15 protein-coding genes and 2 rRNA genes are annotated in these 12,342 nt (G+C 55.1%); 8 read left to right on the forward strand and 9 right to left on the reverse strand.

Annotated features, from left to right (window positions below):
* Positions 1–59 precede the first annotated feature (59 nt).
* A complete protein-coding gene (locus tag QT230_RS06460) occupies positions 60–1,205 on the reverse strand; it encodes a GlxA family transcriptional regulator (protein WP_308320756.1) in 1,146 nt (381 codons plus the stop codon).
* A gap of 476 nt (positions 1,206–1,681) precedes the next feature.
* Complete coding sequence (locus QT230_RS06465) at positions 1,682–1,981, reverse strand: hypothetical protein (protein ID WP_308320757.1); 300 nt, start codon at positions 1,979–1,981, stop codon at positions 1,682–1,684.
* A 327-nt stretch (positions 1,982–2,308) separates the two neighbouring features.
* On the opposite strand from QT230_RS06465, the gene QT230_RS06470 reads away from it, so the two are divergent.
* Positions 2,309–3,253: a tetratricopeptide repeat protein gene (locus QT230_RS06470; RefSeq protein WP_308320758.1), complete on the forward strand. Its 945-nt coding sequence runs from the start codon at positions 2,309–2,311 to the stop codon at positions 3,251–3,253.
* A 36-nt stretch (positions 3,254–3,289) separates the two neighbouring features.
* Here QT230_RS06470 and QT230_RS06475 read toward each other — a convergent pair whose 3' ends face one another.
* Positions 3,290–4,456: a PatB family C-S lyase gene (locus QT230_RS06475; RefSeq protein WP_308320759.1), complete on the reverse strand. Its 1,167-nt coding sequence runs from the start codon at positions 4,454–4,456 to the stop codon at positions 3,290–3,292.
* A 37-nt stretch (positions 4,457–4,493) separates the two neighbouring features.
* Here QT230_RS06475 and QT230_RS06480 point away from each other — a divergent pair, with 37 nt between their 5' ends.
* The 5 genes from QT230_RS06480 (at position 4,494) to QT230_RS06500 (ending at position 6,893) form a co-directional block, all read left to right on the forward strand.
* On the forward strand, positions 4,494–4,925 hold the full coding sequence (locus QT230_RS06480) for a hypothetical protein (protein WP_308320760.1): 432 nt from the start codon (positions 4,494–4,496) through the stop codon (positions 4,923–4,925).
* 92 nt (positions 4,926–5,017) lie between these two features.
* Entirely contained in the window at positions 5,018–5,425 is a 408-nt protein-coding gene (locus QT230_RS06485) for a thioesterase family protein (RefSeq protein WP_308320761.1), read from the forward strand.
* A 41-nt stretch (positions 5,426–5,466) separates the two neighbouring features.
* A complete protein-coding gene (locus QT230_RS06490; protein WP_308320762.1) occupies positions 5,467–5,769 on the forward strand; it encodes a hypothetical protein in 303 nt (100 codons plus the stop codon).
* Positions 5,770–5,781: 12 nt separating this feature from the next.
* Positions 5,782–6,303, forward strand: a complete 522-nt coding sequence (locus tag QT230_RS06495; protein ID WP_308320763.1) for a DUF501 domain-containing protein — start codon at positions 5,782–5,784, stop codon at positions 6,301–6,303.
* A 47-nt stretch (positions 6,304–6,350) separates the two neighbouring features.
* Positions 6,351–6,893, forward strand: a complete 543-nt coding sequence (locus QT230_RS06500) for a TIGR00730 family Rossman fold protein (protein ID WP_308320764.1) — start codon at positions 6,351–6,353, stop codon at positions 6,891–6,893.
* Positions 6,894–6,911: 18 nt separating this feature from the next.
* Here the strand turns inward: QT230_RS06500 and QT230_RS06505 are convergent, their stop codons facing one another.
* Positions 6,912–7,424 carry a hypothetical protein gene (locus tag QT230_RS06505; RefSeq protein WP_308320765.1) on the reverse strand — a complete coding sequence of 171 codons (513 nt, stop codon included), beginning with the start codon at positions 7,422–7,424 and terminating at the stop codon, positions 6,912–6,914.
* 34 nt (positions 7,425–7,458) lie between these two features.
* Positions 7,459–7,950: a tetratricopeptide repeat protein gene (locus tag QT230_RS06510; RefSeq protein WP_308320766.1), complete on the reverse strand. Its 492-nt coding sequence runs from the start codon at positions 7,948–7,950 to the stop codon at positions 7,459–7,461.
* Positions 7,951–8,196: 246 nt separating this feature from the next.
* Between QT230_RS06510 and QT230_RS06515 the strand changes: the two genes are divergently transcribed.
* Together QT230_RS06515 and yaaA are read left to right on the forward strand one after the other, a co-directional pair.
* Complete coding sequence (locus QT230_RS06515; RefSeq protein ID WP_308320767.1) at positions 8,197–9,228, forward strand: NADP(H)-dependent aldo-keto reductase; 1,032 nt, start codon at positions 8,197–8,199, stop codon at positions 9,226–9,228.
* A gap of 135 nt (positions 9,229–9,363) precedes the next feature.
* Positions 9,364–10,143 carry a peroxide stress protein YaaA gene (yaaA, locus tag QT230_RS06520; protein ID WP_308320768.1) on the forward strand — a complete coding sequence of 260 codons (780 nt, stop codon included), beginning with the start codon at positions 9,364–9,366 and terminating at the stop codon, positions 10,141–10,143.
* Positions 10,144–10,149: 6 nt separating this feature from the next.
* On the opposite strand, the gene QT230_RS06525 is transcribed toward yaaA, so the two are convergent.
* The 4 genes from QT230_RS06525 to QT230_RS06540 all read right to left on the reverse strand — a co-directional run.
* The gene (locus QT230_RS06525) at positions 10,150–10,725 is read right to left on the reverse strand and encodes an isochorismatase family protein (RefSeq protein WP_308320769.1); all 576 of its coding nucleotides are present in this window, start codon (positions 10,723–10,725) and stop codon (positions 10,150–10,152) included.
* Between the two features lie 109 nt (positions 10,726–10,834).
* Positions 10,835–11,023, reverse strand: a complete 189-nt coding sequence (locus tag QT230_RS06530) for a hypothetical protein (protein WP_308320770.1) — start codon at positions 11,021–11,023, stop codon at positions 10,835–10,837.
* 227 nt (positions 11,024–11,250) lie between these two features.
* Positions 11,251–11,366: ribosomal RNA gene (gene rrf, locus QT230_RS06535) — 5S ribosomal RNA — on the reverse strand.
* 149 nt (positions 11,367–11,515) lie between these two features.
* A 23S ribosomal RNA gene (locus QT230_RS06540) occupies positions 11,516–12,342 on the reverse strand; the annotation flags it as partial.

Here is a 12,342-nt window from a genome sequence, read left to right on the forward strand (position 1 = left end):
ATGAAAAAATGTGCTGCCCGACGCCGGGCAGCACGTTATGAGGATGGATGACGCAGTAGCTATCGGTCCAGCAGCAGCACGCTGGCAAAGGTCGGCTCTCCCTGCGCATTGGCGAGTGCCTGCTGAGCACCAGAGGAGGGCTCTTGGGCTGCAGATGCGTTCCCCCACTGCCTGAGCAAAGGTGGCGACTTAGGGCTACTACCTGGTCGCTCAAAGCCTCCCAGGCGCTCATTTCTCGGCGGCACGCCGAAATATTCGCGGTAACACTTGGAAAAATGGGGCGTCGAAACGAAACCGCAAACCGAGGCAATCTCAATGATCGACAAGGGAGTTTGCTTGAGCAATTGCCGTGCGCGTACTAGTCGTAACTTGAGATAATAGCGAGACGGCGAGCAGAGCAAATAGCGCTGGAATAATCGCTCTAACTGGCGACGCGAAACATCCACATAACGTGCCAGCTCATCGAGTTCAATCGGTTCCTCAAGGTTGGATTCCATCAACGCCACAATCTCTAACAGCTTGGGCTGAGTAGTGCCCAACACGTGCTTAAGAGGAACCCGCTGTTGATCCTGTTCGTTACGCACGCGCTCATAAATAAACATCTCGGAGATGCCTGCTGAAAGCTCGCGCCCATGGTCGTGGGCAATCAAATTAAGCATCATATCGAGCGGCGCAGTGCCGCCAGAGGCGGTAAATCGATCACGATCAATAGAGAAAAGATGCGGGGTCAGGGTGACGTTGGGGAAGGCTTCCTGCATGGAGGCCAGACACTCCCAGTGCACACTGGTTTCATAGTGGTCCAGTAACCCCGCCTGTCCTAATGCCCAACTACCCGTACATACTGAGCCTAATCGTTTTAACTGGCGTGATTGAGACTGCAGCCAACGCACGTGCTCACGAGTAACGCTATGCTGTGGCCTTACTCCGCCACAAACGACTACCCATTCAAGCGAAAGCGGGGTATGCATGGACGCATCAGGCGTCACCTGCAGCCCATCGCTGGCGCGCACCGGCAAGCCGTCTTGGGTCAAGGTATACCAGCGATACAATTCACGGCCAGCCAACTGATTAGCCATCCGCAAAGGGTCTATCGCTGATGCCAGGGAGATCAACGTGAAGTTATCTAGCAGTAGAAAGCCAAGGGTTTGCGGTTCGCCCGCGCGTTTGGTACTTGCTGCCGGGTCTTTTGCTTGATTTGATGTCATGGTTTTACCCTCAGTCACCTTTAAATCATCAATTTTTTCTTATTAGTATATAGGTGTCGCTGACGTTATTTAGTTTCCAATCACAGAAGTGAGCGCTCACTCGTGCAGGGGTGTCATTACTCTTTGGTCGTATATTGGCATGAAAAGGACGTATAGCGACAAAACTATCGCACGAGCCCGATGATCAGTCGCAAATGCAACGCTGGAGGTCGCTTCCAAAACTTCTATCGAGCTAAGTGAGCCGTTCTTTAAAGCCGCTGCGACCCTAGCAATATATATACGTCGGTTCCGCAGGCACACTAAGCGCTGCCCTTTACAAGTATAGGCCACATTTATCATCAGATATTCGACGGCCTCAATACACCCCTGGATAATCTCAACGGGGTCTACGCTATAATGGATTGCTGTATACTATCGTCCCATTAACGATGTCCCGCTCACGCCAGCGATCCCAGGGTGGCGTAGGCTCAACCATCTCAAACAGATGATCCAGAAAAGCGCTCACCTTGCGCGTATGTAACCGCCGCTGCGCATAGAGCACGTGGATATCGCGCCTGCCCGGCATGACCTCGCATTCCCACGCTTCTAGTATCGGAACCAGTGCGCCGGATGCCATCGCGCACTGGGTCAGTTAATTGATCGGTCAGCATCAGTTCGGCTTTGATGGCCGGGTAGCGACGCTGACAATGGTGCAGAATCGGCACGATCTGGCGCTGACCGAAGGCTACCGGGGCATTAAAGCGCAACACGCCGCTAGGCTCGGTATTGGGCGCCATCAGCGCTTCAGTCGCTAGGGCGTGAGCTTGAGTGCGTTAACGACGTGACCAAATCCCGCGATTTCGGCTTTGACCACTTCCGCGAAACCCGCGCGGCGTTTTTCGACTTATTCGCCCGCCTTCGCGCTGAACGCATCATTCCTTAAGCAATTTCAGAAGCAATACCAGCAACAAGACCAGAAAAAATAGTGCTACCAGGGCGCCTATGATCGCGCCCTGGGTTTTATTTCCCCACCTTTCCTTGAATCCTCCCGGGCATGCCTGCATATCATGGGGAACTATTGTCCATTTTTTACTATTGTTCATTTTTTAGTGACGAGCCTACCCATGCAGATTATTGATCCCCGCTCAGGTAAGCCGCTGACTGCGGATACCGGAAATGCCGACGCTCCTGCGCCTGACGCTAACCAAGCATCGGTGCGCCCTGAAGACGTTATTATCGAGCTGAATGCAGGCAATATTCAGCAGGTGCTGGAAGCCTCCATGCAGGTGCCCGTGCTCTTGGGCTGCTACTCACCTTCTCATCCTGGCAGCAGTACCCTGCTTGCAATACTGGAAAAGCTGGTAGTTGAGTACGCGGGCGCCTTCCTGCTCGGCAAGCTCGATATCGAAGCGAACCCTGAAATTGGCGGCCAATTGGGCGTGCAGTCGGTGCCTGATGTGAAGCTGATTAGCCAAGGCGGTTTAGTCGATGGCTTCCAGGGCGCTCTGCCGGAGAAAGAAGTGCGCGAGTGGCTGAACCGCTACTTCCCTGCGGCCGGCGAAGCGCCACCTTCCCCCGAAGAGCAGGCGGAAGAGGCGCTTAAAACAGGCGATACCGCTGCCGCTCGCGAGATTTACCAGACCCTGATGGGCCAGCATCCGGAGCACTACGCCTATCAAGTCGCCTTCGCCCGCGTACTGGTGGCCGAAGGGCGCGCTAGCGAGGCGCGTGAAGTCTTGGACAACCTACCGCCGGAAGAGCGCGATGCGCCACCCGCCCGTGGCGTGCGCGCCAGTATCGAGTTTGGCGAGCAGGCGCTCTCGGCTGAAGAGATTGCCGCCTTAGGTGTCCGAACAGATAGCGAAGCACAGTACCAGCGCGCGCTACGCCAAGTAGCCGACGGCCATTACGACGAAGGGCTGGAGGCGCTGCTGGCACTGATGAAGCAGGATCGCGCCTATAACGATGACGCAGCGCGTAAAACGCTGCTGCAGGTATTCGACGCCCTGGGCGCCGAACATCCGCTCACCGTGGCCTACCGCCGCAAACTCTTTGCCATGCTCTACTAAGCGATTCTTCCAGCGGCACTTACTTTTAGCGCCTCTTCACTCTCGCTTCAGCAGTTTATCCATACGCGACAGCGCCGCCTCCAATTGGGAGGCGGTGGTGCCGAAGTTAAGCCGCACAAAGCCGGGGCAACCAAAGGCAGCTCCGTCCGAAAGCGCTACCCCCGCCTCTTTTAGCAGCGTCTTGTAGGGCGCATCCCCAAGCCCTGCCTCACGCATATCCAGCCAGGCTAAATAGGTCGACTCCGGTGCGCTCCAACTAACGCCCGGCCAAGTCGCTATGCGCGCCTGCAGCGTCGCGCGGTGCTCACGCAGCACGCTTAACAGCGCCTGCCGCCACGTATCACCATGGCGATACGCCGCTTCCGCCGCGACCAAGCCGAGCACGTTGCCATCGGGAAGTAGCCCTTTGGCCGCGGTTGCAAAACGCTCACGAAGTGCAGGATCGGGAATCACCGCGCAGGCGCTGGTCAGCCCGGCTAGGTTGAACGTTTTCGACGGCGCCCACAGGGTAATAGTGCGCTTCGCCAGTGCAGGAAATGCCGCGGCTAACGGGCGGTGCTGGGCGCCTTCGTCTAACAGCAAATCGCAGTGCAGCTCATCGGAAATCACCCAAAGATCGCGGCGTTCGACCAGTTCAGCCAGCGCAGCAAGCTCCTCATGGCGCCATACACGCCCCGTAGGGTTGTGGGGCTGGCACCACAGCAGCAAGCGGGTACGCGGCGTAATCGCTGCCTCCAAGGCGGCAATATCGAGCTGCCAAGGCTCATTAGGTGTGGAAGGCGCTGCCAGCATCGCCTGCTGGGGCAGTCGCCCGGTGCGCTTTGCCACCTCTAAAAAGGGCGGGTAGATCGGCGCCACCGTTAATACGCCGTCGCCTGGTTCGGTCAGCGCTAACGCGGCCAGGTGCAAAGCTGGCACGACGCCCGGCAGCCACTGCTGCCACGCCGACTGAATGGACCAGTCGTAATGACGGGCGCTCCACTCACACAGGGTTTCTGTTAACGTAGCGGGCACTTCGCCATAGCCATAGACACCGTGAGCCACCCTCGCCTGCAGCGCATCAATCACCGCGGGCGGGGAGCGAAAATCCATATCGGCGACCCAAAGGGGTAACACATCGTCGCCGTAACGGTGCCATTTTTGCGAAGCCCAGCCACCTTCTGGGTGGCGTCGCTCCACAGGCGTGGCAAAATCATAGGCCATGACAAATCTCACTCATTGAATAGGGGTTGTGCCAAGCATGCCGCAAGATGACTTTTATACCAAGATGCGCGCAGGGCTATCTGCGCTGCTGCGGCAATGGCGCTCGCTAGGTCAAGCGGATACAGACCAGCTAGCGCTTATTTTGGCTGAAACAGCACGGGTGGCGAAACTAGGTACGCCCGACGCCACACCCAATGGCGCGACGCTTGAACAGTGGAGCCACGATGAGCTTGGTGAGATGCCGCTCTGGGCCCCGCGCACTGCTGTCTTTCTGCTCAACCAAATGCCCGCTCGCCCGACCCCCGATAGCGACGCCGAAGCCTGCGCCTGGGCCTACTGCTGGCTACGCAATCGCTCGTTTGACTCACTGGAGGCGGCTCATGAAGCACTCCCAGCGCACTTGAAAGTCCCCCTTCAATCAGCACTGGAAGCCGCATGGCGAGACCAGCAAGGGTTGCGTTTAGTGTAATGGTCGCTTGACCAAGCGCTTGCTTGGGTCAATCCTGAACAAACCCTGTGGCTACTACCTTGCCCATAACAAGGACATAACAAGGATTCTCCATGTTCACCCGTACCATTGAGCCAGCGTTTTACGATACCGATGCGTTAGGTCACATTAACAACACCCGCCTGCCGGCGTGGTTTGAGCTTGCTCGCAATGATCTGTTCAAACTGTTTACCCCTGACTTAAACCCTAAACAGTGGCGCCTGATTATGGCGCGAATGGAAGTCGACTACCGGGCTGAACTGTTTTACGGTCACGATATCGAAATACGTACTTACTTAACGCGGCTAGGCAATAGCTCGTTTACGGTGACCCAAGAAGCACGCCAACACGGCAAGCTTACCAATCTTGGCCACACCGTTATGGTGCAGTACGACCATCAGGCTAAGTGCGCCATGCCCATTGAGGGCGACCTGCGCGAGGCGCTAACGGCACATCTGCAAGACGCGCCTGAGTCTGCCTGATTACCGCTGCCCGCGCTGCCGGGGCAACAGGAGCCTATGTAATGGCCATCCGCTACAACCTCTGGATAGACCCTGACAACGTTGCCCAGCACCGTGCCGTTGAAGCCGACCTAGAAAACTATTTTGTCGAGCGCTTCGCTGACTATCCGCATATCCGCTTGTTTGGAGCCGACCCCTACGATTATGATGCTCCCTTCAACCGCCTTTATGACGTGCTAATGGCACGAGCCGCTGAATACTGTGAGCGGACGTGGTGCTATGTCGCGTCACCTGAACAGCTCAATCGCTGTTTTTTCCGCGCCGTTGGCCGCTCGACTAAATTTGTCCAAGATGACCGTCCGTGAGAGACCAATTCGATGGTGATTTGCACTAATCAGGCGCCTGACGAACGTCAGCTCGCTATTATTTCCCAGCAGCTTGGCCGAGCACCGCGTGGTATTGAAGCGGTCGCCGCTACCGACGGTGAAGGCACACCGCTTGTTCTGCGTATGGCACCCATTGTCGATGGCAAACCCTTCCCCACCCTGTATTGGCTCTGTTCCGATGTGCTTAAAGTTGAGATCTCCCGCATCGAAGCCGTTGGGGTTATTAAAGCGCTCGAACAGCGCCTGCAGGATGAGCCCGCATTTCTCGAGGCCTATCAGCAGAGCCACCGCGACTATGTGACCGCCCGTTGGGACTTTATGAGCGATGCTCAGCGTGAAGAAATCGCTAAGCTGGGTTACACCCAGGTGATGACCGAGCGCGGCATTGGCGGGATTACTAACTGGCACCAGGTGCGCTGCCTGCACACCCAGTACGCCCATCATCTGTGCGGTAACAATGTGATAGGCCAATGGATGGATGAACATCATCAGGTCGATCTACATTTGCCTTAAGTGCTCTCCTTAAATACTGTCCTTCGCTTGCTATAAGGAATTTTCGAATGGCTCGAATTTGCGTTTATCTTGGCTCCCGTGAAGGCAATAGCCCAGCCTTTCGCCAGTCGACCAACAAGCTGGGACGCACGCTCGCTGAACGCGGCCATACGCTAGTTTATGGCGGTGCCCGTATCGGCCTTATGGGTGAACTGGCTAACGCGACGCTGGAAGCAGGCGGTGAAGCCATTGGTGTCATGCCCGATCACCTGGTTGAACGTGAGCAGGCGCACTTTGGGCTAAGTGAGTTGATACGGGTGCGCAATATGCATGAGCGCAAAGCCACCATGGCGGCCAACGCTGACGCGTTTATTGCGCTGCCCGGCGGGATCGGCACCTTTGAAGAGCTATTTGAAATATGGACGTGGGGGTATTTAGGGCTGCACGAGAAACCGATAGGGCTACTCAATATCGATGAGTTCTACTCGCCTCTGCTGACCTTTTTAGATAGCACGGTCAGCCATGGCTTCTTGGCATCGACCACCCGCGATATGCTGCTCGATGCGCTGACGCCGATGGAACTGCTTGATGCGCTAGAGGCCCAGCTATAAAGCGGCATAGAAAGCGCTTTAGCCGCGTGTATTGCCGGTGAGCTTGAGGGTTTGCTGGTAGGTTAGCTGCAGCAACCGGGCATCTTCCCCCGCCCGGTGACGATGAATGCCGCGTTCGGCAATCATCGCTTCTTTGGTATCGCTCCACAGCGCCTGCTGATCTTCACTAAGCAGAATTCTTAACGCTTCAAGGCGAAAGCGCGGCAGCATGCCCGCATGATGGAAGAGCAGCGACAGCCAAGTGTTGTCGTAACCCCAGCTGTCACTATAGGCCTTACCCAGCTCACGCAGCTCATCGTTCAGCCAGTGGGCAACTTGACGTACCGGATAGCCCTCCTGAATGAGACGATCGCGGGAGATGCCGTGCAGCAGTTCAGCTTTGGGATCCCAGTGCGTCCACTCTTCCAGCGGTTGAATGAGAAAAGCACAGCAGCTCCCATCGGCACGTGCGATGCCGACTTCAATGGGGTAGCTGCCACGCCCAAATCCGGACGCTTCAATATCTAGTACTGTGGGTAGCGTCTCGGACACAACCTTCCTCACTCAATCAAAACGTGGTAACGCTTCATGCGGCGGCCACATCATCTAACGGTTGTTCCGCCTGTCGCTGCCAATAAGCCGCTCGGCTACTATCCACCGCTAAGCCTAACTCACCCAGACGGTAAGCACGGGCAAGCCGCTCGGCAGCCAGGTAATGCCCAGACTGGGCGGCGCGGGCATACCACGTCACCGCGTAGTCGTCACGGCGTGGGTATTGCGCACAGCCGTGCTCGTGGATTTGTGCCACTTGATACTGTGACTTCACATCCCCGGCATGTGCCGCTTCCAACACGTAACGCGCACCACGCGCTTTGTCTTGTGGCGTCTGGCTGCGGTGAAACAACATATGACCGTAAACGGACAGCGCGTCAGGGTGACCCGCTTCCGCACAGCGCTTAAACAAGCGCATGGTTAAACGCTGGGTACGCGGTGAACGCGGCAGCAACCAGTGATTATGAAACAGCCGTTCAGCTAGACGAAATTCTAGCCGAGTAAACAACGTTGATGCCTGCAGCATGGCAAACCACCCTGCCTATCTGTTGGAACATTGGGTCAGCAGTCACTAAAATAGCTGCCAACCACACGATAAACCGGCCTTTAGCCGGTCGATGGGCTGGCAAGCATACGCCTGCCTTTGCGACGACTCAACCCCATTAATTTGCTGCTTGCAAAGAGCCTCGCTAACATGCCGATCATACGTCGTTTACCAACCTGGTAATGGTAGCCTTTTTTGTGGCAATCCTACCTTAGTAAGGAGATGAAAATGCAAACGCGCCCACTTGGCAGAACCGGCCTAGAGGTAAGTCGACTCTGCTTAGGCACGATGACGTTTGGCGAACAAAATAGCGAAGCCGAGGCCCATGAGCAGCTAGATCGAGCCGTGGCGTTTGGCATTAACTTCATTGATACCGCAGAAATGTATCCTGTTCCCCCCATGGCGAAGACGCAAGGCCTGACTGAGCGCTATATCGGCAGTTGGCTAAAGCAGCGCGGAGCCCGAGACGACCTCATCATTGCGACCAAAGCCGCCGGGCCTGGGCTTGACCATATTCGCGGTGGGCCGCGGTTAACCCGCGAGCATATTCATCAGGCCATCGATACCAGCCTGGAGCGCTTAAACACCGATTACGTCGACCTCTACCAGCTACATTGGCCCGATCGCCAAACCAACTTCTTTGGCAAACTGGGCTACGTGCATAGCGAAGACGAAGATGCGACACCGTTAGAAGAGACGCTTTCTGCACTGAAAGAACTCGTCGATGCTGGCAAAGTGCGCGCCATTGGGCTTTCCAATGATACTCCCTGGGGTGTGATGCGCTCACTGCAGCTCGCCGATAAGCTAGACTTGCCCCGCGTGGCGTCTATTCAAAATCCTTACAACCTTCTCAACCGTTCTTTTGAAGTCGGCTTGGCTGAAATAGCCCATCGCGAAGATGTTGGCCTACTTGCCTACTCACCGCTGGGTTTTGGCGTGCTCTCGGGCAAATATCTAAATGGTGCTCAACCTCCCAAAGGACGTTTGACGCTTTATGAGCGCTTTAAGCGCTACACCTCGCCGGAAGCGGAAGCAGCAACCCAAGCCTATGTGACTCTTGCTAAGCAGCATGAGCTTGATCCTGCGCAAATGGCACTGGCGTTTGTAAATTCACGCAGCTTCTTAACCAGCAATATTATTGGCGCGACCACCATGGAGCAGTTGGAAAGCAACCTAGCCAGCGAGAGCCTCAAACTTGATGATGAAGTGCTAGTCGCAATCGAAGATATTCACCGCCGTATGCCGAATCCCTGTCCGTAAAAAGATAGCTCTTAATAATCGCCCTTAAAAAACAGCTGACTCTCATAAAGCTATCACCACCATAGCCTCGGCCTTTGCCGAGGCTTGGTATACTAAGCTCACTTTTATTTACCCGGGCACGACCAGGAGTATGCGATGCTGAGTGTTATCTCTCCCGCTAAAACGCTGGATTTTGAAACCCCACCGACTACAGAGCAGGTGACACACCCTGACTTTCTAAAACACAGCCAAGCGCTGATCACTATTTTGCGCGATTACTCGCCACAGCAACTCAGCGAACTCATGGGTATCAGCGATAAGTTAGCCGGGCTGAACGCGGCACGCTTTGAGGAGTGGCGCCCCCCTTTCACGCTGAGCAATGCTAAACCCGCCGCGCAGGCCTTTCAGGGCGACGTCTATACCGGCCTGCAAGCGGAAAGCTTCAGCGAGGAGGAGAACCGTTACGCACAATCCCATTTGCGCATACTTTCCGGCTTATATGGCCTGCTACGGCCTCTGGATTTGATTCAGCCATATCGGCTAGAGATGGGCACCAAGCTGTCCAACAGTGCTGGCAAGGACTTGTATGCCTATTGGAAACCTATATTAACGCCTGCACTCAATGAGGCCATTGCTGACAGCGGTTCTAACGTGCTGGTGAACCTCGCCTCGAATGAGTATTTCAAAGCAGTAGATACCCAGCAACTCAATGCCCGGGTCATTACCCCGGTGTTTAAAGATGAAAAAAACGGCACCTTTAAAATCATCAGCTTCTACGCCAAAAAGGCCCGCGGCCTAATGAGCGCCTGGCTGGTTCAGCAGCAGATCAACGACCCAGAACGTCTTAAGGAGTTTGACGTAGCGGGATACCGTTTCGATGTATCGGCCTCCCAGGGGGATACCTTTGTTTTCACGCGCAAAGAAACCGATCGCTAGAACCGGCTAGAAAAAACGTACCGGGCGAGCCGAACGCGGCTTTAACAACTGCCGATGCGCCTCTTTAAACAGCGCAGTGTCACAGCGGTGTAGCCACTCATAAGCCACCATGTCTGCCGTCACCGCCACAGCACCGCTCGCACAGGCTCGCTCACGGGCAAACGCAGCCTCTTCCGGGCGGCGGCTGGCAGAGGCGTCGCTCAGCCAGTAAAGCTCATAGTCTGCCTCTAATAGCCCTAACCCAGTTTGCAGCACGCAGATATGTGCTTCTGTACCACACAGTACAATTTGTGTTTTTCCCGTTGCGTTTAGCGCTTCACGAAACTCGGTTTCCGCCATAGCGCTAAAGTGCTGTTTATGCCAGAGCTGATAGTCATTCAAGCAGGTAAGTAGTGTCGCCGAAGACCCACCCAGTTTTTCTGGAGACTGCTCGGTTAACCATACCGGCACCTCAAGCAAGCACGCCATTTCACCTAACCAAGCCGCTTCGTTAACGGCTTCTTGACCACCGTCGATCACAGGCAGTAACCCAGCCTGAAAATCGACCATTAGCAGCAGGCTCTTATCACGCTGTAACTGCATGTCGCTTCCTCCATTTCTTATCATTATCGGAGTCATCATGGACACATTACAAAAAATAAAGCAGCCGCTCTTCAGCGACTGCTTTTAACTATCTAATTAACCGGCCAGCTTAGTTCTCGGCAGCCTCTTCCATATCTTCGCCGAGCTCTTCCATACTCTCCCCGGCATCTTCTGCCGCGTTATCAATATTTTCACCCGCTTCTTCAGCAGGCCCTTGGTCATCACAAGCGATAAGCCCGCCTGCCATCAAGGCCATGAATAGCGCGATCGCTAACTTTTTAGCTAATTGATTCGTCATACCGTTTCTCCTCCTGAGATTTTACTTCTGGGTACGTGCAACATAATACTAGATGCTGCTTGGCAACAATACCATGCTAAATACACAACCTATTGTTATATTTGACATAAAATGCCAGGGAACCATTAAATTGGTGAGGTGTTGGAGTTTTCCTCTCACAACCTAACCTTCACGCAAAAAAAAAAATCCCCCAGCGCATCAGCCCTGGGGGATTTTTCATAATAAGTGCCTGACGATGACCTACTCTCGCATGGGGAGACCCCACACTACCATCGGCGCTAAGCGGTTTCACTACTGAGTTCGGCAAGGGATCAGGTGGTTCACGCTCGCTATGGTCGTCAGGCGTAACTGGCGATGTATATCATGCTGTTTGTGATCGTCTCATTGCCTGTCGCTTCGCCTCTGTCTCACTTTGTTCTATGAGCTAGCTTAGCCACACGCTGCATATCCGGTTTTTACGTTATCACTGCGACCAGACCCCTTGGGTGTTATAGGGTCAAGCCTCACGGGCCATTAGTACACGTTAGCTCAACACCTTGCAGCGCTTCCACACCGTGCCTATCAACCAGCTGGTCTCGCTGGGCCCTTCAGGAGGCTCTAGGCCTCAGGGATGTCTCATCTTGAAGGGGGCTTCCCGCTTAGATGCTTTCAGCGGTTATCCCGTCCGACCATAGCTACCCGGCAATGCCACTGGCGTGACAACCGGAACACCAGAGGGTCGTCCACTCCGGTCCTCTCGTACTAGGAGCAGCCCTTCTCAAACATCCAACGCCCACGGCAGATAGGGACCGAACTGTCTCACGACGTTCTAAACCCAGCTCGCGTACCACTTTAAATGGCGAACAGCCATACCCTTGGGACCGACTTCAGCCCCAGGATGTGATGAGCCGACATCGAGGTGCCAAACACCGCCGTCGATGTGAACTCTTGGGCGGTATCAGCCTGTTATCCCCGGAGTACCTTTTATCCGTTGAGCGATGGCCCTTCCATACAGAACCACCGGATCACTAGAACCTGCTTTCGCACCTGCTCGACGTGTCTGTCTCGCAGTCAAGCACCCTTATGCTCTTGCACTCATTGCACGATGTCCGACCGTGCTGAGGGTACCTTCGTGCTCCTCCGTTACTCTTTAGGAGGAGACCGCCCCAGTCAAACTACCCACCACACACTGTCCTCGATCCGGATAACGGACCTGAGTGAGAACGCCAATGATGCCAGGCTGGTATTTCAAGGTTGGCTCCACCCGAACTGGCGTCCGGGTTTCTAAGCCTCCCAGCTATCCTACACAGGCAACATCAGCGTCCAGTGTGAAGCTATAG

Origin of the sequence: Halomonas sp. SpR8 (assembly GCF_031010195.1) — a bacterium.
Taxonomy (GTDB): Bacteria; Pseudomonadota; Gammaproteobacteria; order Pseudomonadales; family Halomonadaceae; genus Vreelandella.

Excerpts from the sequence above, each read along its gene's own strand:
- QT230_RS06515 (WP_308320767.1), top strand. The coding sequence starts at position 8,197 with ATGCAAACGCGCCCACTTGGCAGAACCGGCCTAGAGGTAAGTCGACTC.
- QT230_RS06465 (WP_308320757.1), bottom strand. The coding sequence starts at position 1,981 with ATGGCGCCCAATACCGAGCCTAGCGGCGTGTTGCGCTTTAATGCCCCG.
- yaaA (WP_308320768.1), top strand. The coding sequence starts at position 9,364 with ATGCTGAGTGTTATCTCTCCCGCTAAAACGCTGGATTTTGAAACCCCA.
- QT230_RS06495 (WP_308320763.1), top strand. The coding sequence starts at position 5,782 with ATGGTGATTTGCACTAATCAGGCGCCTGACGAACGTCAGCTCGCTATT.
- QT230_RS06510 (WP_308320766.1), bottom strand. The coding sequence starts at position 7,950 with ATGCTGCAGGCATCAACGTTGTTTACTCGGCTAGAATTTCGTCTAGCT.
- QT230_RS06470 (WP_308320758.1), top strand. The coding sequence starts at position 2,309 with ATGCAGATTATTGATCCCCGCTCAGGTAAGCCGCTGACTGCGGATACC.
- QT230_RS06480 (WP_308320760.1), top strand. The coding sequence starts at position 4,494 with ATGCCGCAAGATGACTTTTATACCAAGATGCGCGCAGGGCTATCTGCG.
- QT230_RS06460 (WP_308320756.1), bottom strand. The coding sequence starts at position 1,205 with ATGACATCAAATCAAGCAAAAGACCCGGCAGCAAGTACCAAACGCGCG.
- QT230_RS06525 (WP_308320769.1), bottom strand. The coding sequence starts at position 10,725 with ATGCAGTTACAGCGTGATAAGAGCCTGCTGCTAATGGTCGATTTTCAG.
- QT230_RS06475 (WP_308320759.1), bottom strand. The coding sequence starts at position 4,456 with ATGGCCTATGATTTTGCCACGCCTGTGGAGCGACGCCACCCAGAAGGT.
- QT230_RS06500 (WP_308320764.1), top strand. The coding sequence starts at position 6,351 with ATGGCTCGAATTTGCGTTTATCTTGGCTCCCGTGAAGGCAATAGCCCA.
- QT230_RS06530 (WP_308320770.1), bottom strand. The coding sequence starts at position 11,023 with ATGACGAATCAATTAGCTAAAAAGTTAGCGATCGCGCTATTCATGGCC.
- QT230_RS06490 (WP_308320762.1), top strand. The coding sequence starts at position 5,467 with ATGGCCATCCGCTACAACCTCTGGATAGACCCTGACAACGTTGCCCAG.
- QT230_RS06485 (WP_308320761.1), top strand. The coding sequence starts at position 5,018 with ATGTTCACCCGTACCATTGAGCCAGCGTTTTACGATACCGATGCGTTA.